Below are 21276 nucleotides of genomic sequence, written 5' to 3' on the forward strand. Positions count from 1 at the left end.
ACGGCAGCATACTGCCGTAGGCGGCGAATCGCGTGATCCAATAGGCGCGTTTTGCCGATTTCCTACGGTAGTTCCTGCCGGGGTGCTAACGTCGGCCCAGGTGGTGAAGTCGGCCCGGGGCGCGGTTCCGGTCTTTCGACCGGCCCGTTTCCCCGGAGCCGCTTCCCGAACCGGGCATGCGACTTGGCACCGCACCCGGCTCTCCACAAGCCCCGAAGGGGTTCGTGGTGGTTGTTCTCATCCCGTGGCGTCCCAGGGAGTGGGAATCGTCAGGCCCCGGTAGCGGTAGCGCGTGGTGCCTACCGTGATCGGGTTGAACAACTCCCGGGTCTCCCCGGTCCACCATGATCTGCGGCCGATGTAGCGGCTGAAGATCTTCCTCCGGCCCGTCTTGGGGTGCTTGCGCTGGACCCATCGCCATACCGTGTGCCACATGTAGTTGCGCAGGTAGGAGAAGGTCGCGAAGGACACCCCGGGCCTGAAGTAGGCGCACCAGCCCCGCACTGCCGGATTGATCCGGACGAGCAGGGCGTCGAGCGGCTGGTTCGTGCCGACCTCCCGGCACAGCGTCTTGACCTTGGCCATGATGGCCCGCAGGGCCTTCTTGGCCGGGTAGGTGTAGACGTAGTACCGGTCGGTGCCTGGTTTCCGGTGGCGCTGGATGTGCCAGCCCAGGAAGTCCAGGCCCTCCTCGATGTGGGTGATCAGAGTCTTCTCCGGCGACAGGCGCAGGCCCATCGTGGTGAGGACTTCCGCGATCTCTTCGCGTAGCGTTTCGGCGTCTGCCTTGGTGCCGTGGACCATCAGGCACCAGTCGTCCGCGTACCGGACCAGCCGGTAGTTGGGCAGACCTCGGCGTCGACGCCTCCGGCGCTCGTTGAGATCAGTTCCGGCGCCTCCCGACACCTGGGCGATGTGCTCGTCCAGGACCGAGAGCGCGACGTTGCTGAGCAACGGCGAAAGGATCGAACCCTGCGGGGTGCCGGTGTCGTTGTCCCGCAGCAGGCCGTCCTCGCTGAGGATGCCCGCCTTGAGGAACGCCTTCACCAGGGCCAGGACCCGTTTGTCCCCGACGCGTGCCCGCACCCGCTCCATCAGAGCGGTGTGTGAGATCTCGTCGAAGCAGGCTTTGATGTCGCCTTCCACGATCCACTCGTACTTCTTGGACGTGAGCAGACGCACCTCCGCCACCGCGTCATGAGCCCGGCGGTTCGGACGGAACCCGTAGGAACACGGGAGAAAGTCCGCCTCGAAGATCGGCTCCAGCACCAGCTTCAAGGATGCCTGCACCACCCGGTCGGTGATCGTCGCGATCCCCAGACGGCGCAACTTGCCGCCCGCCTTGGGAATCATCCGCTCCCGCACCGGCATGGGCTGGAAACTGCGGTCCTTGATCTGCAACCGCAGTACGTCGAGGAACTCCTCGACACCGACCCACAGCGCGATGGACGACGCAGTGCGTCCGTCCACCCCGGCCGTGCGTGCACCCTTGTTACCCCGCACCCGATCCCAGGCCACCAACAGGAAGCCGGGATCGGCAACGAGATTGAACAGGTCGTCGAACCTGCGATGAGGATCATCACGAGCCCAATGGTGCAGCTTGATCTGGATCTCCAGTACCCGGCGCTCGGCCTTCATCAAGGCCCACTCCAGTTCGTCGGTATTCACCGGCGAAAACCTCCTGACCTTCCAGTACTTCAGCCACTGACTTGCTGGCCCCCTTTGCCCTGCGACCGGCTTTCCCGGTCTCCACGACGGGTCGCTACTCCCGCGACTACTACGGGGCCTCCGCCCCACCCACGGCCATCAGTCGGCAACGGACCTGCCCACCCCCGGACCGGCTGTCCGGCGGCTCGGGCGACCGCGGATGGTTCCCACGTTCACCACACAATCGATCGGTCAGGGAGACGCCCAGCTCTACTCCGGCAGCATCGCCACGCCTACGCCGCAGGCTTTCAACGTGGCCTCCCCACCGGAACAGGAAATCCGGCTTCGGAGTTGACCCGCCCCATGAAGGCGACGGTTCACGCGCTGCATACCGGCCCGTATCCACCAGGTTTGAGCCGGCTCGATGCTTACGGAGCTTCAACCACTGGTTCGCTTTCGCTACACCTTCTGACCTCGCTAGACGGACCCGCGCCGTCCGGTAGTCCCGGCACGTCCCGCCGTTGTCGGGGCTGCTTGCCGCCCTCCCCGGCGTTCCCCGGATCAGGCTGCCCCCAGCTTCACCAGGCCGCTGCGACGACCCGGCGGTGGTGGTCTTTCACCTCCACTCGATTGCATAGCGCCTCGTGGCGCACACCCGTCTCATCGAAGCTTGATCAGTCTCATCGAAGTTTGACCGGCCCTGCAGCTGAGCAGCGGCTCAGCCGACAGGGCTGTCCGGCTGGGGCCAAGGCCCTTCGAAGGCCGGCCCACAGCCCTCGGGCAGATGGGCCACCACCAACGCGGCCGCCTCCTGCGGCGTAAGCGACTCGCCCAGCATGCCGCCAGCGCGCAGCGGCGCGTAGACGATGCACGATTGCGCGTCGCCCACGATGTACGGCAGGTCGTTGCTCCACGGGAAATGCGTGTTCCGGTGAAAGCTGAGCGCCCCGTGGCTCGGGAACGGGTACAGGGCCCGCAGCCGAGGTTCGGCGTAGGCGGCCGCTATGACCGCAGGCTCCCCCCGCCGCGCCTCAGGATGCCGCTCCAGTATTCCGCGCCAGGTCTTCTCGACGACCGTCTCATCAGCCATCTCGTGATCATGACGTCCGGGCTTGGCCACGACAACCCGCTCTGCCCCGGCGGTCAAACTTCGATGAGACTGATCAAGCTTCGATGAGACGGGTGTTCAGGACGACGTCCTGGACGCGTACACGGTGTCCGGGGTGTCGGCGGCGATCCGGTCCGCGTCGGCGGGGGAGTGGATCAGATCGAAGACGGCGGTGCCCCAACTGGTGCCGGGGGTCGGGATCGCGTCGAGGTAGCCGTCTACGGCGAGGTGAGTCTGGGGGCTGGCCATCAGCGGGCCTCCGTCCGGGCCTTGGCGGTGCGCGGGCAGTGGGGTCGGGGGGTGTACTGCGCGCGGAGCAGCAGCTCGCAGTTGCGCTGCTGCTGGACGGGCGTGATCGGCCGGGCCTTGGGGCCGCTGCGGTGCCAGAGCGGCGAGGCCGGCGGTTCCGGGTAGGCGAGGACGACGTCGCGGTGGGACGACATACTTGGGTCTCCGTCTCGTCTCGTACGGGATGGGAGGCCCGGGACAGGCGCTTGGATTGGACACCGTGTGCGTCTGTCCCGGGGCAGAGCTACAGCTCGAAGGCGCGGGGGTTGAGCCAGCTGTACGGGCTGTTCCAGGGGACGGCCTTCGCGGCGGGCCAGTCGAGCTCCCAGCCCGCCCGGTATCCGCAGGCACCCCAGCCGTCCGGACGCCCGTGGGGGATTTCGAGTCCGGCCTCGGCCGCGGCGCGGGCCGCGTCGTAGACCTCGTGAGCGGCCTTGATGGCGGCGCTGCCGCTGTCGGCCCGGCCGGTGAAGACGTGCACGCCACGCAGGCCCGGCGACTGCGTGCTCCGTATCGGGACGTCCACCTCGAAGTAGTCCTTGGCCATGACGTCCAGCTCCTCTCGTGCTCGCGGTGGTGAGGGACCACCGCGACCGCCCCGGCCACGGCCCGATCGGCAGGGGGCGGGGCGGCACGGAGGACCGTCACGCGCGGCAGGGCCGGTTCTTCACGGCCGGGACCCGCGGACGTAGTCGATGGCGCTGGCCACGTGGATGTTGGCCATGAGGCTGCCGCCGTCGTCGATCCGGTCCCGGAGCTCGTCCAAACGCATCCACGCCGTCGCGAGCTGCTGCACCAGCCACGCCTCATCGCTGGCGGCGTCGTTGCCGAGTCGGGCTGCGATCGCGGCGAGGCGGTCGGCGTCCTGGTGGGCGGCCTCCAGGAAGGCGTCGGCCTGGCGGACCTCGTCCTCCGTGAACGCCTCTCCCAGGCGCCGGACGGCGTCGGTCTCCGGATCGTCGGCGTACTTGGCGTAGCCGCGCAGGTGGATCGCGAGGCGGGCCAGTTCCCAGTCGGTCCGACCGGGGTTGCTGCTCTCCTGGAGGAAGGTCATCGCGCGCTCCCGGCAGTCTCGCGCAGCGCTTCGTCGGCGTGGTCGTCGGGCTCCTGGTCCGCGTCGTTGAGGCCGCCGTGGACGGAGCAGACGATGTCCTCGCTGTCGTCCAGCTCTCCGGCCAGTGCGCGGGCGAGGCAGGTGACGCTGTATGCGGGCGCCCAGGCATAGCCGATGCGTTCGTCGTCGTGCGGGCAGGGCAGCGCGACGTCGAAGCCGTAATCACCCTGCCCGTCGACGTTCGTCCGGAACGCGAGGGTGAGGTGCTGCTGGCCGAGGCGGATCTCCGCGACGCGGTCGCCGCCGGCGGCCGTCGAGCCGGGCTTCCACCGCCACAGCGGCAGGACCTCGGCGCCGAATACCCGGCGGACGAGCAGCATCTCGCCCAGGCCGCCGCCGCCGTCCAGCCCGAGGTCGGCGTTCCGGGCATCGCCCAGGCGCTGAAGGAACGGGAGCAGCTGGCAGAGGCTGTCGGAGAAGACGACCTCGTTGAAGCCCTCGGCCAGCAGCTTCGGGTGGGAGCGGACCATCGCGGTGTGCTGCGCGCGGACGGTGTCGTCCGGTACGGTCCGGTTGGCCGGCCGCGGGGCCTGGCGCTCCATGCACACGGAGACCGGGGTGGAGACCATGACCGCGACGGCGGGCATGTTGTGGCGCTTGGCGGCGGCGACCAGCGGGGCCCTGGTCTCGGGGGTGACGTTCGTGGCGTTCCCTGTCAAGTTCTTCTGTTCAGCCTCCTGCGGGCGGGAACGCCTCAGGGCCTGCTCCGGAATCAACCGGAACAGGCCCTGTGTGCAGCTCATGTTGCTGGACCGCCAGCAGGTGGCATCAGTGTGGGTGAGAGCTCATTGCCGTTCCAGGGTGAGGACGGATCGGCAATGGCCGTCATCCAGTTGGGAACCGTCTCACGACCAGACAAGTCGACCTTCGGTGAACCGACAGACCGGGTAGCTTCCATCGGCGATCCTCGTCAGCGTCTCCGCCACGAAGTCGAAATACTGGGCCATCGATTCGTACTCGCCTGTGACCGTGACCTCACCCACGAACCATCTGCCGACACGGCCGTCCCGCACATCGATGAACTTTCCCATCCAGCCGTCCTGGTCCGACAGGAACGGGATCCACTCGTTACGCCAGAACGGATTGTCCGGCTGGTCCGCGGGGTCGAATCCACCAGGCATGGAGCGGTTCGCGTAGAGCCTCTCCATCGCCCGGATCCCCAGAAAGAAGCTTCCCTCGTCGGGGAACCCGTCGAAGCCGCAGCATGCCACTTCGTCGTCGACGTCTTCCTCCGGCAGATCCAGATTGTTCTGCAACAGCCACGTCCGCAGGTCCCCATGCAGGGAGATCCCCATCCGTTCCTCGGCTGCCGCGAGCATCTGCTCCGTAGCGGGCCCTGGCAGATCCGCGTGATCGGCCGGCGCGTGCTCCCGAAGAAGACTCATCACACGCGACCAACTCTCAGCCACACTCATCGCCCTCTGCCCTCTCTACAGGGATGTCTCCGTCCGACTACGCCGCTGCGGAGGTTGGGAAGTACCGGCCGGAGAACCTTGCAGGGATGGTACTTCGAGCATGCGTTCCATCCCTCCCCGCGATCATCTTCCGCCCGGAAGCGCAGGGTCGGCCCCTCAGCGAAGTGGCCGTCCGCGAATCTTCACAGACAACCCACTGTGCCCGGCGGGCCCAGCCGAGGAGCTTCCAGGACTCAAGCGAGGGCCACGGCGTCACCCTGGAGTGGCGAAGCTGAAAACGCTCAGTGAAGTTGCGCGAACTCTTCAGCGAGCACGCCCATCATGACGACATCGAGATGCTGGCCGGCAGAGAACACTTGGTCGCGGAGGCGACCTTCTTCAACGAAACCGAGTCGCCGTTGGAATGCCAACGAGGCCTCGTTGTCTGCGAAGACCCGCGCTCCGCACTTGTGAAAGCGCCGCTCTTCGAACATGAAGCGCAGCAGCATCACCACAGCTTCTGACGCGTAGCCTTTGCGCCGATGCTCGGCCTCCATCGTGACGCCGTACTCGAACCAGCCCGCGCGCGGATCAGCGTGGTGCGAGCCAACAGCACCGACTATCTTCCCCGTGTCGACGGCTTCGATCGCCAAACCGAAACAGTCGCCCTCGGACTTGGCAGCGGCCTGCTCTTTCGCCCAGGCCCGGAAGCCCTCCGCCGAACGGGGTGGGTTGAGCAGGTCTCCCAACCGCTCCTCGTCTTCGGCGAAGCGCATGAACGCGCTCCAGTCCTCAGGCTCGATGCCGCGTAGGCGTACTCGTTGCCGGACCACCCGACGTCTCGTGCTAGTCCAGCAAGCCGGTCGGGCCTGCCCTGCGATCTTCAACGTCAGTACCCTCTCCGGAATAGCAGGACCTGACGCCCCAGGTCGGCGAACAACGGGGAGGCCAGCAATGCGGATCGAGTACGACGCATCGGCGAATATGGCGTACATCTATCTTGTCGACAAGATCGCCCCAGGCGAAGCCGTCCGGCAAGTACCTGCCGAGGACAACACAGCGATACTCGACTACGACTCAGACGGACGGCTTCTGGGCATCGAGCTGTTCAGCGCCCGACGCCGGTTGCACCCGGAACTGTTGTCGAGCGCCGACAGGATCGATGGTGAACCGCGCCAACCGAGCGTCTGATTCGGTAGCCCGTCATCGAGCGAGATCTGCGCTATGGCCTCGGCCATGGCAGCGTCCTCAGACGTTGACGCAACCCTTGATGATCACGCGATGGCCGCTCCCGAATCGGGATTTTTCGCCAACTGGTGCCAGGCATGACCACACCCGTCAGCGCAGAACCGCTCCCGACGACGCTCGTCCGCCACCCCCAGTAGCGCAACCAACAGCCGAAATGCCTTCACACGCTCGTCCTGCGGCAAATTAATGATCTTTGCCAGCTGTACGTTCAGCTGCCCACGCGTGATCAAAACCGCCGGGGTATACGTCGGCCGAAGGCCGGCGCGTCGCACGCTCTTGGGACCGTCCTCCTCCGTTGCGCGGGCCTGCATGCAGTGTCCGCACAGATCCCGCAAAACCTCGAACTGGTTCTCAGCCGGCAGAGCTTCGAACCACTCGACACCCTGCTCGATCGGCCGCAGCCCTGCGCGAGCATGTTCAGCATGACCGTGCGCTCGTCCATCCGTCTCCCGCTTCGACTCGGCCGAGGCGACTCGCCCCCGGGCTGTTCACGAGTGCCGCTGACCAGGGCACGTTGAGCGTGATCGGAGATCGCTCCCCAGCCGGCCGTAGATCGCTTCCCGTGGGCAGGGCGCTTGGGCCGGAGGCAGGAACGCGCAATCAGTCGAACTCCATGCCGAAGTACGGGTTGGGTTCGCCTGTGTAGGGGTCGATGCCGGACTCCCAGCGTCGCCGCTCCTCGCGCCAGTGGATGAAGCGCGGTGCGGAATCTCCCCAGAGGGACAAATCGCTGAGCGGGCACTCGTCGAAGTCCTCGACGAACAGGCGGCGGAGGAACTCCACCATTCCGCAGTCGTAGATCTTCCAGTGGGGCCAGCCGTGCCGTTCCCACACGATGACCGGCCATTTGTCAGGGTCCTCATCAACGGCAACCCAGCCGAGGACGTCAGCTCCGCAGCTGACACCCCAAGCAATGACGGAATCAGGACTGGCACTGACACCGTCGGGGCCTCCTTCGGTCGCCCATAGCTGCCGCATGATGGCGGTCTCGCCCGCCATGCTCCCGAATCCCGGGCCGTCTGGTGGCTGCGTGGTCGCTTCGGGAGTGAGAACGCTGAACGCATCGTTGATGCCTCCAGCTCCATAGGTGGCCATGAAGGCTGCGTAGTCGGAAGGGAAGCCGACTCCCCAAGCTCGTCGCAGCGCATCCCAGTCCACCTGCTCATCCGCACCGTCATGGGCCGACATGACGGACAGAAGCGCGGCGAGAGGTGTTTCTTCAGATGGCATGGCCCCTCCAGCACTGTGCTCGCTTGGGCGCAACATATCCGGCGTCACCGACATCGGATCTTCTGGGGCGTGGGAACGAAGCAGGTCAGCCCAAGCTTCTGCCGCCACTTGCGACAGCCGGCGCCGTCTGCTGTGAGCACGGGGTGCGGCCTGCGGTGCGAGCGGGAGTTGTCGCCGGCGGAGGACAGCGAGCGCGATGCGCCGACGCCGGACTCACTGCCCGACGAGGCCGCGGATCCGGTTGCCCGCCGGTGTCGTCGGGGCCGCTGGAGTTGGCGGTTGCCCGCGAGCGCATGCCGGTGCTGTCGGCGGGGGCCGGGCGGGCGATGAAGGCGCAGGACACCTGCCGCGGCGATCGGGAAGGACATCTCGGACACCTCGAACGGGCGGAGGGCGGAGACGACCCGCTCCCGGCTGAAGGCCCTGCCCAGGGAGGAACTACCGCGGATCTGCCAGAAGCCCACGATCACCGACCGTCCCGGTGACCTCGGCAAGCCCCTCACGCACCCGGTCCACCCCGAAACCCCGGCCGATCCTCGCCCCGGATAACCGCCCGAGGCCCCGTCCGCGCCGGACATCGCCTCGAACAGACCCCGGAAACGCCGAGATCCCGCCCCGCCTTTGGGCGGAACGGGACCTCGTGACGTCCACGAGAGCTACTCGCGAACTGTCGCCCCCGTGGGCCATCGAATCAGATCAACACGCAGAACTTGACAGAGAAGTCGTCGCTGACCATCGCCCTGAACCTGTCGAGCTCCAGGACCTGCGTGGCGGGCCAGGTGGAGGCCCACGTCGACTTGCCCGAACCGGCCGCGCCGATCAGGCACACCAACGACGGGTCCGGAATCGTCGTGTCGACGGGCAGCGCGTTCTCCAGGCGGAAGGTGGTCATTCGGCTTCTCCCTGCGGGTCAAGAGCACGGGTGGCGTAGTAGGTCTGCAGACCGGCGTTCTCGGTGATGAGGGCCGCGGCCTCGTGCAGCGGGCACGACATCTCGCCGTCTCGGTCCGGCTCGATCCGTCCGGCTGCCTGCGCGGCGACGGTGAGCAGCTGCGCGAGGGAGCCGAAGACGCCGTCCTGGCGGTGGTCCTCGTGGTGGAGCTCGCGCAGGATCTGCGCGAGCTCCTGGGCGCCGACCTCGCCGGCGAGTTCGTCCTCGATCTGCTGGAGGGCGAGCTTGGCGATTCCGGCGGCCGCCTGAACGCGGTCCAGGCGGGTGCGGGTCACCGGCGGGCGCCGGGACGGGTGGTCAGCCAGACGGTGACGGCCGCCGCACCGACGCCGATCGCTCGGTGTAGAGCGGCATCCAGCTCCATCCACGCGCTGCCAGGTCCGGTGAGCTCCTTGGTGACCGTGCCTTCGTCGTCGAGGCGGACCGCCTGGCAGTGGTCGATGTACCCGGTCTTCCTGGTCTTCTTCGCCAGCCACAGCAGAGCGGCCCCGCGGTCGATCGCCGCGTGTGTCCCGGCGTTGATGGCCGCACCGGCGAGCAGCGCGGTGGGCGTGACGCGGTAGCCGAACGCGCGGGTGATCGCGACGGTCGCCCCGAGCTGCACGGCGGTGTACGAGGCGACGTGGCAGGCCACGGCGCGCCTGCCGAGCGCGCTGGTGGTCATCGTCGGGCGGGTGGAGTCCGGCGTGGCGGGGGAGCCGTCGGCGTGGACCAGGTCCTCGCCGTACAGCCGCTTGCGCGAGGCCGTCTTGCTGCCCTGGACCCAGTGGTCGCAGGCAGGGTGCAGCTCGCCGAAGATCGCCAGCAGGGTGCCGAAGAGGGCCAGGCGCTCGGTGGTGAGGGAGAGACGGGGCATGCTGGGGTTCTCCTGATCTCGAATCTCGGGTGAAAGGGGAGCAGGGCGGCCGGCTCTTTGCCGGTGCTGCGGCCGCCCGGGTGTGGCCCCCGTCCCGGCCTGTGTGGCCGGGACGGGGCTCGCGCTACGCGGCCAGCCGGTGAGCGGCGGGTGCCGAGGGTGCGAAGTAGCTGCTGGGGTCCACGGGGGTGCCGTCGAAGCACTCGATGCAACAGCCGAGCTTCTTGGAGAGGCAGAAGTAGAAGCGCCTCCCGCAGTCGCCGCAGGTCTGGCGAGCTGCCATCGCCTTGTCCAGAGCCCACTCCTGAGCGAGCGTCGGCGTGCGCTTGGGCACCGCCAGGTCGACGCGGAGCAGAAAGCCCCGGGTCGGGTGACGGCAGGACCACTGCGGGCGGGTCGCGCACAACCTGCACCGCAGGATCGCGACCGGGCCCTCGTTGCCGCCGGGACTCAGCTGCATGTCCCGCAACGTCCGTCTGGTCACGAGCCCTTCGGGCACCGTGCCGCGGTCGAACTCCGGCAGCGCCGCGTCACTGCGCAGCACCCGGGTCACCTCGCGGCGGCGGCGCCTCGTTCGGCGGCGCGGCATCACCGGCTCCAGGTGCCGGGCAGCCGGTCGGGGCGGTACGTGTAGCGGGGGCCGGGACGCTGCGGGCGGGGCCGGCCGATGCGGCGGCGCGGGCGGGGGATGAGCACGGGCAGTTCCTCCAGAGGATCGGTGCACGGCTCTGCGCCCCGCCGACGTCGAACGTGTCTACGGGGTGCGGAGCAGCGGGTGCCGGGTCAGGCGGGCGTGTGCGTGCGGTGCGCGCCGGGCGTGGTCGGGGCCGGCGTGGTGTGGCTCGGGCGCGGGTGCTGCGGCCGCGGGTCGGGGGCGCCTTGCAGGTGGGTGCCGATCAGGTAGCCGATCAGCAGTCCGCCGGTGCCGTAGACCTTGTGCCGGTTCGCCTTCCACCAGGTGGGCGGGGTCGGCTCCGTCAGCACGCCTATGACGGCCACGTGTTCTCCATTCGGTCGGGGACAGGGCGGGTGGTGCATGAGGCCGGTCGGCCTGTCCGGCCCTCGCCCGGCCCCGCGGCTGCGGGGAAGGGTGAGGACCAGGCGGAGCGACCGGGTCAGCGCTGGAGCGGGTGGACGTTGTCGGGGGTGTCGTCGTCGGGCGCGGGGGCCGGGGCGGGGATGTGGATCTCGGGCCGGATCTCGATCTGGGGCTGGAACGCCGGGGCGGGCGGGAGGAAGTTGTTGACCACCGGGCGCAGGCCCAGGCCGCGCAGGGCGAGGGTGGAGGCGATGGTCCAGGCGAGGACGGCGATCCCGGTGGCGACGGTGCGCCCGTCGGCCGGGGCTGCGGACCACACGGCGAGCACGCTTCCCGCGCCCCAGCAGGTCCAGGTGATGCGGGCGCCGGTGCTGCCGGTGAACCCGCCGATCAGGCCGAACCAGCCCACGAGCTGCCAGAAGGTGTAGGCGGCGGAGGCGCTGACGCTGAGGCCGGCGGTGTTCTCGGTGATGTACGCGCGGATCGGGTTGTCGACCACGCCCCACAGCTCGCCGGCGGCGCTGGTGCCGGCCCGGGTGGCGGGGACCGTGTCGGCCATGCGGCTCAGGGTGGCGTCGAAGATGTCGCCCGCCGTGTCGAGCAGGATGATGACCGCGCACACGCCGGTCAGCACCAGCAGCGCCTTGATCCAGTTGGCCATGAGGTGCCATCCGGCCTGCGGGGCCTGGCGCAGTTCCTCCCACCGCCCGTGCAGGAAGCCGCCCTGTTCCCAGGAGGCGTTCCACCCGGCGCGCAGCTGGGTGAAGCGTGGGGTGCCGGGGTCCTTGTTGAGGTCGATGTCCGGCTGCGGGGGCGTCTGGTTGAGCAGGTCGAGGAAGCTCGGGTTGGGCTGGCCGTTGATGGGCTTGTCGTCGGACTGCATAGCGAGGGTGCTCCCTTGATGGGTTCGTGTGGTGGACCGGTGGTGTGCAGGCCGGAGGGCCTGGCCCGCACCCGACCGCGTGGGTTCGGGTGCGAGGCAGGTGGTCCGGAGCAGGGGTCAGAGGCAGCGGGCGTCGGCGAGGCCGGCGGCCTGGTCGAGCATCCGCATCGGGATGCGGCCACTGGCGAAGCCGTCGTTGAAGGACGGCACGGAGTCGACGTCGCCGAACTGGCGGCGGATCGCGTCCATCAGGACCTGAAGGCCGCGCGACTCCAGGCTCTGGTCGCCGCGGGCTTCAATGTGGATCGCGCCGTACAGGCACCGGGCACCGTTCTCGTCGACCAGGGCGCCGGAGCACCATCCGCCGGTGAGCAGCCGGTGATGCGCGCCCTGAAGGAGCGCCGCCACCGGCGTCGGGTACGGGGTCGGGGGCTGGAGCGTCGGGGTGAGCGGGAGGGTGACGACGTCGCCCAGGTCGACCGGCTCGATCGGGATGTGCGCGGTGTTGACCTCGTAGGCGACGGCGGCTTCCTCCAGCCGGATGGTCATCGCCGCGTCCGTGGCTGCCATGCGGGCCTCCAGCGACAGTTCGGCGGGCGGCGCGCTCGAGCGGGCCGGTATGGGCGGGGCGTGGGTGGGGTGGGGCATCGGGGCTCCTCGGAAGGCGTCGGAGGTGCAGGGGGCGGCGGCCGTCGACGCCGACGGCCGGGCGGTGTCAGAAGGTGGAGATCCAGCCGGTGACGCCGCTGATCGCTTCGGTGATGAAGGGCGCGGCCCCGGTGGAGGCGAGGAAGAAGCCGAAGGCGGTACAGGCCAGGGCGTGCCAGGGGCGTACGGAGCCGCCTCGGATGAGGACGACCACGACGATGGCGAGCAGGACGACGACGGACATCGATACGGCCACGAGCGATGTGTCCTTGTCAGGTGTGAGCAGGGCCCGGCCGCCTCGGCCGGGCCCTGCTGAGTGGAGTGGTGGGTCAGACGCCGGAGAGGTTCTTGATTGCCTCCAGCGCCTGGCGGGGCGAGGTGACCGCATCGCGGCGCGCGGCGGACTTCCCGCCGCCGCTGCGCTTGCCGCCGCTCTCCTTCGGTACGTCCTCGTCCCAGTCCGCGTCGTCCGTGGGTTCGGGGCCGAACTCGCCGGGTCGGGGCGGCTCGGTCCAGTCGAACCACAGGTCCCGGGCTTCGAGCTCGCGGATCTCGTGGTCGGTCAGGGTGGTGGTGGTGTCGGGGAAGTAGCCGTCCAGGCTGACCTTGAAGTTCATGTACAGCGTGCGCAGGACCTCGGGCTGCTTGGCTTCGACGATCCACCCGGCGCCGCCGGTGTTGGAGCTGGCGGGCGGCTCGGGCTCGCCAGCCATCACCCGCTCGATCCGTCCCGCCTCGGCGGGGGAGAAGGAGCGGGGGAGCGGCTCGGGGGTGTTCTCGGAGGAGATGCCGAGGGCCTTGAACATCTCGCCGACCTTCTTCGGCGCGACCTTCAGCACGACGGGGATGCAGTTCTCGCGCAGGTTCTCGCACAGCAGCTGCGTGAAGCCGTCCTGCACGTAGATGGACTGGCCGGCCACCTTGAGGCCGATGCCGTACTTGCGGCCCTTGACCGACACCGTCTCGGCGAGGTCCATGATCTCCGCGCCGTAGTCGCCGTTGCGGGCGGCGGTGAGGAATTCGTCCAGGTAGGCGGACAGCATCCGGTAGGGGCAGCCCGGCTGGTTGGGGTCCCAGTCGTAGACCCTGCCGTCGTCCCACACCATCTGGCCGCGGATCTCCATCAGTGCGTCCAGGGTGCGCAGGAGCCGGATCATGTAGAGCGCGCCGACGCCGTAGCGGTCGGTGTACTCACCGAGCTTGGCGGCCTTCTCGTCCGGGGCCTCGGCCGCCAGCCACACCACCGCGCCGAACAGGGCGTCGGCCGCGACGTGCAGACCCATCAACTGGGTCTTGCCGCCGCCGGAGGGGGCGACGAACAGGCCATGGGCCGCGCCCCGGTCGGTGTAGACCCGGTTGCGGGCGGGCTGGCCGTTGCCGAGGTAGCCAGTCACCCACCGGCCATCCTTGTCCGGGGTCAGCAGCTCCTTCGTGGCGGGGAAGACCTGCGCGAGCGGGCTGGAGTCCCACAGGCTGACCAGGACCTGGTTGCCGTCGACGGTGACGAACAGCCGGCCTTCGTCGTACTTGGTCTTCAGCGCGGCGGCCAGCGAGTGCTGGTTGACGCGCGGCTCGCCCATCTCGTCGGGCACCTGGGCGATGTAGTGGGTGACCTTCCGCTCGTGGTCGCGGACCTTCTTGATGAACTCCGAGCCGGGCACGGGCCCGCCGGCGATCCGGTCGGCCCACCACTCGTGGGTGGTGGGGGCCTTACGGCGGCGCTCGGTCATGTCCGGTGTGACGTGGACTTCCTTCCAGCCGGGGCCGCCCTCACGCCCGTACTGCCGGACCACGTCCTCGATCCGCACATCGGCGATCTCGACACCGAACGCGGCGGCGACCGCTTCCTGGGTGAGGCCGGAGATCGGCCGTCCGGCCTCGGAGGAGCGCAGCAGCAGGGACAGGTCATGGGGCAGGCCCGGGTGCGGGGTGGCCGTGACGACGATGGTGCGGCCGGGCAGGCCACGGGCCTCCCACAGCGAGCGGACCTGACGGGTGAAGGCGTCGGCGCCGTCGTCCGGCTGCACGAGGGACGGCTCGGGGGCGGCCCGCAGCCGCGGCGCAGGGACCGGGGCGGCGAGGGCGGGGCGGTGACGGCGGCGGGTGTGCCGGGAGAAGGGCATCACCAGCAGGCCCGCCGCCGCCCAGCCGGCGGCGAGGATACCGTCCAGGCAGTAGGGGCCCCAGCCGATCGTGTTCTTGGCGGCGATGTCGATCGCGGCGGCGGCCACGAGCGGCGACCAGCGCAGGATCTTGCGCCCCGCGCCGGAGCCGTTGCTCTTGGCGGCCAGGATCCAGCCGCCGATGCCGGCCGCGCCTGCCAGCTGCACGACCGTGTTGACGGGGCTGTCGGCGAAAAGGTTCGGGGCCGCGGCGAGGACCGGCGCGGTCAAGGTGTAGAAGGTGCGCTCCAGGGCCACGCTGCGCGGCACGGACACGGGATTCTCCTCCAGGGTGTGGCGATGGGCGGCCCGCCGTCGGTGGCGGGCCGCCCATCAGGGGCTTCGGTAGGTCGGATCAGCGGACGAAGAAGCCCGGCTTGGGAGTGCGCTCCTTGCGTCCGGAGCGAACGTCGTCCAGGCCTTCGTACAACCGGGCGTGGGTACGCCGAGCTTCGCGGGCCAGGCTGACGACGTCCTCGGCGGCCTCGCGGAGGCTGTTGACCTCTACGGCCGCGCCACTGAGGGCGCTGCTGACCGCATGGGTCATCTCGACGAACTTCTTGTCCAGGTGGGCGTTGGCGATGGCGTCGGCCACCGAAGAAGCTGCGGCGGCCCTGCGGCGCATCCGGAACTGGAGGGCCTCCAGTTCACCGCTCGCGGTATCGACTGCATCGCCCAGGGTCTTCAGCTTGCGCTGCACGGATTTGAACCGGCTGTCGCCGTCCGCTGGCGCGGCCGCACCGCTGGGACGGGGGACAAGACTGTTGCTCACGGGTGGGTCCCTTCTTGTCAGTCGTGGTGAGCCGAGGAGGAGGCGTAGGTGAGACCGGCCTGGTCGATGGCGTCGGCGTCGGCCTGGTAGGTCCTGGCCACGGCGCCTGCGGCGAGCAGAGCGCCGTCCGAGGCGTGCTCGCATTCGACCGCGCACTGCTCGGCCCGGCGCTTCATCCTGTCCGCGGCATCAGCGAGGTCCGAGACCAACCGCGTCACCTCGGTGTCGACGTTGTGGTCTCCCACCAGGTCAGTGGCCATGTCGCGCAGGGCGTCGGCCGTTCGTCCCAGCGATGCGGCCAACTCCTGGGCGTCTTCCTTGTCCCGGTCGGTTCCGAGAGCGATGTTCGTCATATCGACCAGGTAGTCATCGAGAGTGATGTCGGTCTGATGCTGGCCTTGAAGCTGGGCCTGAGTCACCACGGCGTGGGTCGTGCGCATGCCGCTGAAGCCTCCTGACTCTGTGGGTTCGGGTTCGGGTTCGGGCCGGGAGGTACCGGGGCGCCGGGTGTGGCGTTCCGGTGCCCTCGGAAGGCTCGCCGGGCTCCTGGTGCGCGCCCCGAAGGGGTCGGACGGGTCGTCGACGATGACCGCGTCCGGGATGTACTCCTCGGCCGGTTCGGGCTGCGGGGTCCGGGTCGGACCGCCGGGGCGGTCCACCGTGACCTTCAGGTCCTCGGGCCGAAGCCTCTCCTCCGGCTCGGGCGGGGCGTTGTCCTCGCCGGCCTTCGTGAAGAAGTCCTTGATCCGCTCCTTGAAGGAGCGCTCGTCGTCGCTGTCTTCGGCGTCCGGCGGGTCCTTGACCTCGTCGGCCTTGGGGTCGGTGTCCGTCCCGGTGCCGTCCTTCGCGTTCGTGTCTGCGGAGGCGTCAGACGGCTTCTCGCCGCTCTTCTTGTCGTCGTCCGGCTCCTTGGTCGCGGAGTCGTCCTTCGGACCGTCTGAGGGCTTCTCAGGGTCGTCCTTGGTCATCTTCTTGGTCGTGGCCTCGGAGTCCTTGTCGCCGGTGGCGTCCTTGGCGTCGTCCTTGGCCTTGTCGTCCTTCGCGGCCTTGTCCTTCTCCGCCGCGCGGCGCTTGTCCCAGCGGTGTTGCGCCTCCTGCCCGATGGCCGCGCCCAGGGTGGTGCGGCCGTCGGCGGCCTTGGCCGCCTCCCGCTTCGCCCGTGCCGCGGCCTTCCGCTCGGCTTTCACCCTGCGGCGTTCCTCGCGCGCCGCCTGGACGGCGGCGCGGTCCTGGTCGCGGTCCTTGCTGCGGTCGGCGAGGTTGGCGGCCTGGTCGGCGCTGCGCCGCTGATGGCGTGCCGCCTGGCGGGCGGCGGCGCGCTCCTGGCGGCCGCGGGCCCGCTCGGTCCGAGGGCTGGCGGCCGGCGAGTCCTTCGACTTGCCGCCGTCGCCCTTCGAGCCGCCCTTGCCTGTCCCGGTACTGCCCGAGCCGTTCTTGCCGCCGGAGCCGCCCGAACTTCCCTTGCCCGTACCGGCCTTGCCCGACCCGGAGCCTCCAGCGCCGTTCTGGCGGCCTTTCGGCCCGCCGGACGACTCATTGCCCTTCGAGGGGCCTTTGCCGCCGCCAGCGGAGCGATCAGCGCCCTTCCCGGCGCCCTTGGGGGAGTTGCCGCCCCCGGAACCGCGACCGGAGCTGCCGGACCCGTTCGTTCCCGAGCCCCGGCCGCCACCGCGGCCGGAGCCGCCGGAGCTGCCCCCGCCGCCGGCCTTCGAGCGGCCGCCCTTGTCGGCGCCCAGGCCGGAGCCGGAGGACCGTGCCGCGTCGGCCTTGCCGCGCGCCGCCGCCTTGTCGGACTTCGCTTTCATCTGCGCGGTGTGGAGCTTGGCGTTCTGCTCCATCATCGCGGTTTCCTGAGCGGTGCGGGCCTCCAAAAGCGCGGCCTTGCGTGCTATTTCCGCCTCACGGAACGGCGCTTCACCGGCGTGCCGGTCCCGCGCCACTTCCAAACGGAGTTCCAGCCAGTCACCGAGACGATCGGCGAGGGAACGAGGCTGCTCGTATTCGCCTTCCTCGTATTCTTCCTCGTCGGAATCCGGGGCGTCGGGCAAGCCCGTTTCCCGCAATGCGACTTCCGGGGAAATAGGGCCGCGAATGGCCGGGAGTTCCCTGGCCGCCCCTTCCGGGGAGTCCGAAGGAGCACCGCCATCCGCGCTACTGCCGGACGGTTCGGAGTAAAAGAAATCCCCGGCGTCGGGGGCATCCGGCATTCCGCCGGAATCGCCGCCCCGAGTGGGGAGGTTGATGACGTTGCTGTCGGTGTCGTCGGACACGCGACCCCTCCTCCTGGGCTTGACAGTCGGCGTCGGCCTCGCGTACACGCGCGCACGCCACGCTCGGCACGCGACACGCGCGGCACGCGTTGGGATCGCCGAAGGGCCGCCCCCGGGGATCGGGAGCGGCCCTTCGTACGGGGCGCGGAGAGCTAGCCGGAGTGGCGGCTGTAGACGTTGTGCAGGGCGAGCGCGGCCTCACGGATGAACTCCGTGTCCCCATCGCGATATGCCTGGGTGCCTCGGATATTCACAATCCGGAGCCAGGCGTAGAAGGTGCCGAGGTCCTTGCCGTGCTGCGCAATCAAATCCTGTTTGATTTTGCGCTCGTGTTCCGCACGGTTCATTTGCTTCCGCTCCGCTTTCGTGAGCGGGCGACCGGCACTCACGCCGACTCCCTGCGGTCCAGGTTGCAAATCGACGTGGGACCACCATAGCCCGGATTCGGGCTCTGCGCACCCTGCTGACCCGGATTTTCCGGGGCGGCCTGGAGCGTCGGGTTGTTCTTACGCGCCTTGAGCTGCGCCTTTTCCTTTCTGCCTTTCTTTACCTCCTTCACCTTTTCGTCGTGGGCGTGGCGCTTATGCGCGCTCTTTTCCAGTCCCGAAGTGGCGCTCTTGAGGTCCTTGAGGACTCCATTCAGCGAGTTTTCCACCGGGAAAGAGCGCAGGAAAGCCTGACCCCACTTGTCACCGTCCACGCGGACCCCGCGGCAGTGCACGCGGGCCTCGCGCTGGAGGATCTCCAGCTTGGCCCGCATGTCCAGCACGACCCGGTGGAAGTCCGCGAGGTAGTGCGCGTAGGCGTCGGGGTTCCGCGCGATCTCGCGCAGCGCCGCGTGCGGGTCGTCGAAGAAGGGCTGGCCGTTGTTTTCGGTGCTCACGGGGTCCTCCGTGGGGGTCGGATCTGCTGTACTCGGGGGGCTGTGGACTGCTTCCGGCAGTCGCAGCGAGGGCCAGCCCGAATGCCGCGGGCTGGCCCTCACTGGTGTGTGCCGGACGGTGGATCAGGGGCGGTAGCCGCCGGCGAGCAGCTCGGCCGCCTCCTGGCGGTACTCCGAGGCGGTGCCGAGCGAGACTTCGAGCACGCGCTGGATGTCGGCGAGCGGCAGCTGGCCGGCGACACCGGCCTCGGTGCCGAGGATCATCCGGGCGACCTTGCGGACCGCCCGCTCGCGCGGGGAGAGCTTCGCGGCGTCCTCGGCTTCGACCGCGCGCTGCTCGATTTCGGCGGCGAGCCGTCGCGTTTCGGCAGCGGCCCGCTCGGCTTCGGCGGTCTCCTTCTGAGAGCGTGCGGCGTCGGCGAGAGCGGCCTCCCGGCGGCGGTCCTCCTCCGCCTTCTTACGCTCGGCTTCGGCAGCGGCCCGCCGTGTTTCGGCAGCGGCCTTCTCCGTTTCGGCGGCACGCCGGTCCGCTTCGGCAGCGGCCTCGCGGGCCTCGGCGATGGCCTGGGTCTCGACGGCCTGCGCCTCCGCCGCAGCGACCCGGTCGGCCTCCGCAGCTTCCTTCCGCTTCTGCGCCGCCCGGCGCTCCAGCTCGGCCGCCTCCAGGTCCGCGGCGGCCGCCGCCTTGCGCGCCTGAGCGATCCGCTCGGTCTCGATCGCGCCGGCCTCCGCCGCCGCGACCTTGTCCGCCTCCGCCGCAGCCCTGCGCTGCTCGGCGGCCTTCCGCTCGAGCCCGGCCTTCTCCAGGTCCGCGGCCGCCGCCGCCCTGCGCTGCTCGGCCTCCAGGCGCTCCGCCTCGGCCTCGCGGGCGCGGGCTTCGGCGATCACGGCCTTGTCGAGGGCTTTCTGCTCCAGCTCAGCGGCCCGCTCTGCGGCGCTGACCTGGGCTCGGGCGTGCGCGCGGGCCTGGCCGGTCTGGCCGTCGACCTCCGCCTGGACCAGGTCGACCTCGCCCTTGGCGCGCAGCCGCTCGGCCTCAGCCTTGGCCTTGGCGACCTCGCTGCGCGTCTCCGCCTCCAGGCGGCGCCGCTCGGCCTCCGCCTTGCGCTCCTGGGCTGCCCGCTCCTGGTCATCAGGCATGGCCAGGGCCTGGGCGACGGTGTAGCCGTACGGGGCCATCTTCATCGGCAGCAGCTCATCCTCGCTGGCCTTGGAGATATCGCCCTTGTACTTGCGCTTGAGCCACTGCTCGTAGGCGATGAGCTCCTGCTGACGCCGGATCATCGCCGGGTAGGAGGTGACGTTGTGCAGCCGCATCCGGCGGTAGAACCGCGGCGTAGCGATGGGAGAGAGCATCCAACGGTGCAGCGGGATCCGGTCGGCGACCGTACCCGCCTCCAGCCGGGCCTTCTGGATGATCAGGCGGCGGGCCGCCTCCACGCCGATCACGAACAGCACCGGCATGACGCCGTGGCTGGCGGCCTTCACCGGATCGGAGGCGATCTGGCCCTGCGAGCTGGCGTTGAACCAGATCGTCGCGCCGGTCATCGCGTGCGCGGCCATCCGCAGGAGCGGCCACGCGGTGTTCTTGCGGATCAGGTACAGGTCGAGCGCAAGGAACGCGATGATGCTGGCGTCGACGCCGACCGGGAACCACGGGGCCAGTTCCTTGCTGAATCCCCAGCTCAAGGCGACCTTGGCCAGGGTGCTGTAGGACATCGCGAAGCCGATGACGCCGACCAGCGTCCCGCCGACTGCGGCGACGAGCGACAGCGCGGTCATCAGCCGGTCGCGGGTGGGCTTGATCGTCTTCCGCTTGTCCGGGCCCGAAACGCCCCGGGCCGCACCCGAAACCCTCTCGGGCGCGTCCGAAGCGCGGCCCGGCGGGCACGAAACGGGGGTGACAGGAGCCGCGGTCTGCGGCATGTCGGTGATCGTCATGGGGGCCTCCGAGAGGGGTCGTTCAGGGCGTGCGCGAAACGGCGGGGGCTGCTCCCGAAACGCGGCGGCGCGTTCCCGAAACGGCGACTGGTGCAGCCGCCTGGGGGACGGGTTCGGCTGCGGTGCGCGGCCAGTCGGTGAGCGTCGTGGGGGCCTCCGTGAGGGGTCGTTCAGGGGGTGCGCGAAACGGCGGGACTGGTCGCGAAACGGGGGAGGGGCGTTCTCGAAACGACGGTCGGTACGGATCATCGTCGGGACATCGGACACCGGCTCTACCCGCCCCGGACGCACGAAAAGGCCGACGGCCCGGAGGGCGGGAAGCCGGGCGCTCGAAGTGCCATGGGGCGGGCGCGAACCTGAGGACAGCTCCCGCGAGGCGGGCGCGAAACCGAAGCGGTCAGGCGGCGCTCGCGACGTGGCCGCGGACCGCACGGCGCTTGAGGGAGCGACGCTCATCCTCGGTGAGCCCGCCCCACACGCCGTACTCCTCGCCGCGCTCCAGGGCGCCTTCGAGGCAGGACGCAACCAGAGGGCAGGTGGCGCAGATCGCCTTGGCCCGTGCGATTTGCAGGGTCGACAGGGCATGCGCGAAGAACAGCTCGGGGTCGGCCTTGGCACAGGCCGGACGGGGCTTCGGCGCAACGGCGGGCGTGCTGGACGTGGTGCGTACGATGGTGCGCATGAGGGCCTCCAGAGGGTCCGTGCGTACGAGACAGCCCCGGGGCGGCATCCCCGGGGCTGTTCTGTTTCTGCGGCCGAAGGGCCGGAGCGAGAAGGGGGAGCGTGTGCTCCCGGCGCTCTCCGCCGGCCCCGCCCGGATGAAGGGGCGGGGACGACGGGC

General features: G+C 69.6%; 26 protein-coding genes and 1 pseudogene. 1 reads left to right on the forward strand and 26 read right to left on the reverse strand.

Translation table 11 applies throughout. The features are described from left to right. Positions 1 to 237 precede the first annotated feature (237 nt). From ltrA to EES41_RS40010, 9 genes are all read right to left on the reverse strand, one after another. A complete protein-coding gene (gene ltrA, locus EES41_RS39965) occupies positions 238 to 1668 on the reverse strand; it encodes a group II intron reverse transcriptase/maturase (protein WP_123083456.1) in 1431 nt (476 codons plus the stop codon). Positions 1669 to 2365: 697 nt separating this feature from the next. After that, positions 2366 to 2737, reverse strand: coding sequence for a DUF6193 family natural product biosynthesis protein (locus EES41_RS39980; protein WP_123083457.1), 372 nt, complete (start codon positions 2735 to 2737; stop codon positions 2366 to 2368). Between the two features lie 96 nt (positions 2738 to 2833). Next, on the reverse strand, positions 2834 to 3004 hold the full coding sequence (locus tag EES41_RS41985) for a hypothetical protein (RefSeq protein ID WP_008742153.1): 171 nt from the start codon (positions 3002 to 3004) through the stop codon (positions 2834 to 2836). Next, positions 3004 to 3198: a hypothetical protein gene (locus EES41_RS39985; RefSeq protein WP_008742152.1), complete on the reverse strand. Its 195-nt coding sequence runs from the start codon at positions 3196 to 3198 to the stop codon at positions 3004 to 3006. Before EES41_RS39985 ends, EES41_RS41985 begins: the two co-directional genes overlap by 1 nt. Before the next feature lie 89 nt (positions 3199 to 3287). After that, complete coding sequence (locus tag EES41_RS39990) at positions 3288 to 3590, reverse strand: hypothetical protein (RefSeq protein WP_123083458.1); 303 nt, start codon at positions 3588 to 3590, stop codon at positions 3288 to 3290. A 120-nt stretch (positions 3591 to 3710) separates the two neighbouring features. Further along, complete coding sequence (locus tag EES41_RS39995; RefSeq protein WP_123083459.1) at positions 3711 to 4097, reverse strand: hypothetical protein; 387 nt, start codon at positions 4095 to 4097, stop codon at positions 3711 to 3713. Further along, complete coding sequence (locus EES41_RS40000; RefSeq protein ID WP_367995824.1) at positions 4094 to 4816, reverse strand: AAA family ATPase; 723 nt, start codon at positions 4814 to 4816, stop codon at positions 4094 to 4096. Before EES41_RS40000 ends, EES41_RS39995 begins: the two co-directional genes overlap by 4 nt. Positions 4817 to 5002: 186 nt before the next feature. Continuing rightward, a complete protein-coding gene (locus tag EES41_RS40005; protein ID WP_123083460.1) occupies positions 5003 to 5572 on the reverse strand; it encodes an SMI1/KNR4 family protein in 570 nt (189 codons plus the stop codon). A gap of 281 nt (positions 5573 to 5853) precedes the next feature. Further along, positions 5854 to 6384 carry a GNAT family N-acetyltransferase gene (locus EES41_RS40010; protein ID WP_302186205.1) on the reverse strand — a complete coding sequence of 177 codons (531 nt, stop codon included), beginning with the start codon at positions 6382 to 6384 and terminating at the stop codon, positions 5854 to 5856. A 121-nt stretch (positions 6385 to 6505) separates the two neighbouring features. On the opposite strand from EES41_RS40010, the gene EES41_RS40015 reads away from it, so the two are divergent. Continuing rightward, positions 6506 to 6742 carry a DUF2283 domain-containing protein gene (locus EES41_RS40015; RefSeq protein WP_123083583.1) on the forward strand — a complete coding sequence of 79 codons (237 nt, stop codon included), beginning with the start codon at positions 6506 to 6508 and terminating at the stop codon, positions 6740 to 6742. Between the two features lie 83 nt (positions 6743 to 6825). Here EES41_RS40015 and EES41_RS43635 read toward each other — a convergent pair whose 3' ends face one another. The 17 genes and pseudogenes from EES41_RS43635 to EES41_RS40100 all read right to left on the reverse strand — a co-directional run bounded on the left by EES41_RS43635 (position 6826) and on the right by EES41_RS40100 (position 21117). After that, entirely contained in the window at positions 6826 to 7200 is a 375-nt protein-coding gene (locus tag EES41_RS43635) for a DUF5958 family protein (RefSeq protein WP_367995827.1), read from the reverse strand. A 199-nt stretch (positions 7201 to 7399) separates the two neighbouring features. After that, complete coding sequence (locus tag EES41_RS40025) at positions 7400 to 8029, reverse strand: hypothetical protein (RefSeq protein WP_216827331.1); 630 nt, start codon at positions 8027 to 8029, stop codon at positions 7400 to 7402. Between the two features lie 721 nt (positions 8030 to 8750). Next, positions 8751 to 8921: pseudogene (locus EES41_RS40030) on the reverse strand (AAA family ATPase); the annotation flags it as partial. Then, on the reverse strand, positions 8918 to 9256 hold the full coding sequence (locus EES41_RS40035) for a hypothetical protein (protein ID WP_123083462.1): 339 nt from the start codon (positions 9254 to 9256) through the stop codon (positions 8918 to 8920). The gene EES41_RS40035 and the pseudogene EES41_RS40030, both read right to left, overlap by 4 nt. After that, on the reverse strand, positions 9253 to 9837 hold the full coding sequence (locus EES41_RS40040) for a hypothetical protein (RefSeq protein ID WP_123083463.1): 585 nt from the start codon (positions 9835 to 9837) through the stop codon (positions 9253 to 9255). Before EES41_RS40040 ends, EES41_RS40035 begins: the two co-directional genes overlap by 4 nt. Before the next feature lie 124 nt (positions 9838 to 9961). Further along, the gene (locus tag EES41_RS40045; protein ID WP_123083464.1) at positions 9962 to 10426 is read right to left on the reverse strand and encodes an RRQRL motif-containing zinc-binding protein; all 465 of its coding nucleotides are present in this window, start codon (positions 10424 to 10426) and stop codon (positions 9962 to 9964) included. A 194-nt stretch (positions 10427 to 10620) separates the two neighbouring features. Next, the gene (locus EES41_RS40050) at positions 10621 to 10836 is read right to left on the reverse strand and encodes a hypothetical protein (RefSeq protein WP_123083465.1); all 216 of its coding nucleotides are present in this window, start codon (positions 10834 to 10836) and stop codon (positions 10621 to 10623) included. A gap of 116 nt (positions 10837 to 10952) precedes the next feature. Further along, the gene (locus EES41_RS40055) at positions 10953 to 11759 is read right to left on the reverse strand and encodes a hypothetical protein (RefSeq protein WP_123083466.1); all 807 of its coding nucleotides are present in this window, start codon (positions 11757 to 11759) and stop codon (positions 10953 to 10955) included. Between the two features lie 117 nt (positions 11760 to 11876). Continuing rightward, a complete protein-coding gene (locus EES41_RS40060) occupies positions 11877 to 12407 on the reverse strand; it encodes a hypothetical protein (RefSeq protein ID WP_123083467.1) in 531 nt (176 codons plus the stop codon). A gap of 67 nt (positions 12408 to 12474) precedes the next feature. Beyond that, positions 12475 to 12663, reverse strand: coding sequence for a hypothetical protein (locus EES41_RS40065; RefSeq protein ID WP_123083468.1), 189 nt, complete (start codon positions 12661 to 12663; stop codon positions 12475 to 12477). A gap of 73 nt (positions 12664 to 12736) precedes the next feature. Further along, positions 12737 to 14845, reverse strand: a complete 2109-nt coding sequence (locus tag EES41_RS40070) for a chromosome segregation protein ParM (protein ID WP_123083469.1) — start codon at positions 14843 to 14845, stop codon at positions 12737 to 12739. A gap of 79 nt (positions 14846 to 14924) precedes the next feature. Further along, positions 14925 to 15341 carry a conjugal transfer protein TraB gene (locus EES41_RS40075; RefSeq protein ID WP_123083470.1) on the reverse strand — a complete coding sequence of 139 codons (417 nt, stop codon included), beginning with the start codon at positions 15339 to 15341 and terminating at the stop codon, positions 14925 to 14927. 17 nt (positions 15342 to 15358) lie between these two features. Continuing rightward, the gene (locus EES41_RS41990) at positions 15359 to 17389 is read right to left on the reverse strand and encodes an ATP/GTP-binding protein (protein WP_254211951.1); all 2031 of its coding nucleotides are present in this window, start codon (positions 17387 to 17389) and stop codon (positions 15359 to 15361) included. Positions 17390 to 17763: 374 nt separating this feature from the next. Continuing rightward, complete coding sequence (locus tag EES41_RS40085) at positions 17764 to 18000, reverse strand: hypothetical protein (RefSeq protein ID WP_123083471.1); 237 nt, start codon at positions 17998 to 18000, stop codon at positions 17764 to 17766. Further along, a complete protein-coding gene (locus tag EES41_RS40090; protein WP_123083472.1) occupies positions 17997 to 18494 on the reverse strand; it encodes a hypothetical protein in 498 nt (165 codons plus the stop codon). The genes EES41_RS40085 and EES41_RS40090 overlap by 4 nt, the downstream gene beginning before the upstream one ends. 123 nt (positions 18495 to 18617) lie before the next feature. Next, the gene (locus EES41_RS40095) at positions 18618 to 20435 is read right to left on the reverse strand and encodes a DUF2637 domain-containing protein (RefSeq protein ID WP_123083473.1); all 1818 of its coding nucleotides are present in this window, start codon (positions 20433 to 20435) and stop codon (positions 18618 to 18620) included. Between the two features lie 397 nt (positions 20436 to 20832). Beyond that, positions 20833 to 21117, reverse strand: a complete 285-nt coding sequence (locus EES41_RS40100; RefSeq protein ID WP_123083474.1) for a WhiB family transcriptional regulator — start codon at positions 21115 to 21117, stop codon at positions 20833 to 20835. Positions 21118 to 21276: the final 159 nt, after the last annotated feature.

The sequence above is a fragment of the Streptomyces sp. ADI95-16 genome (assembly GCF_003721495.1).
GTDB classification, from domain to species: domain Bacteria; phylum Actinomycetota; class Actinomycetes; order Streptomycetales; family Streptomycetaceae; genus Streptomyces; species Streptomyces goshikiensis.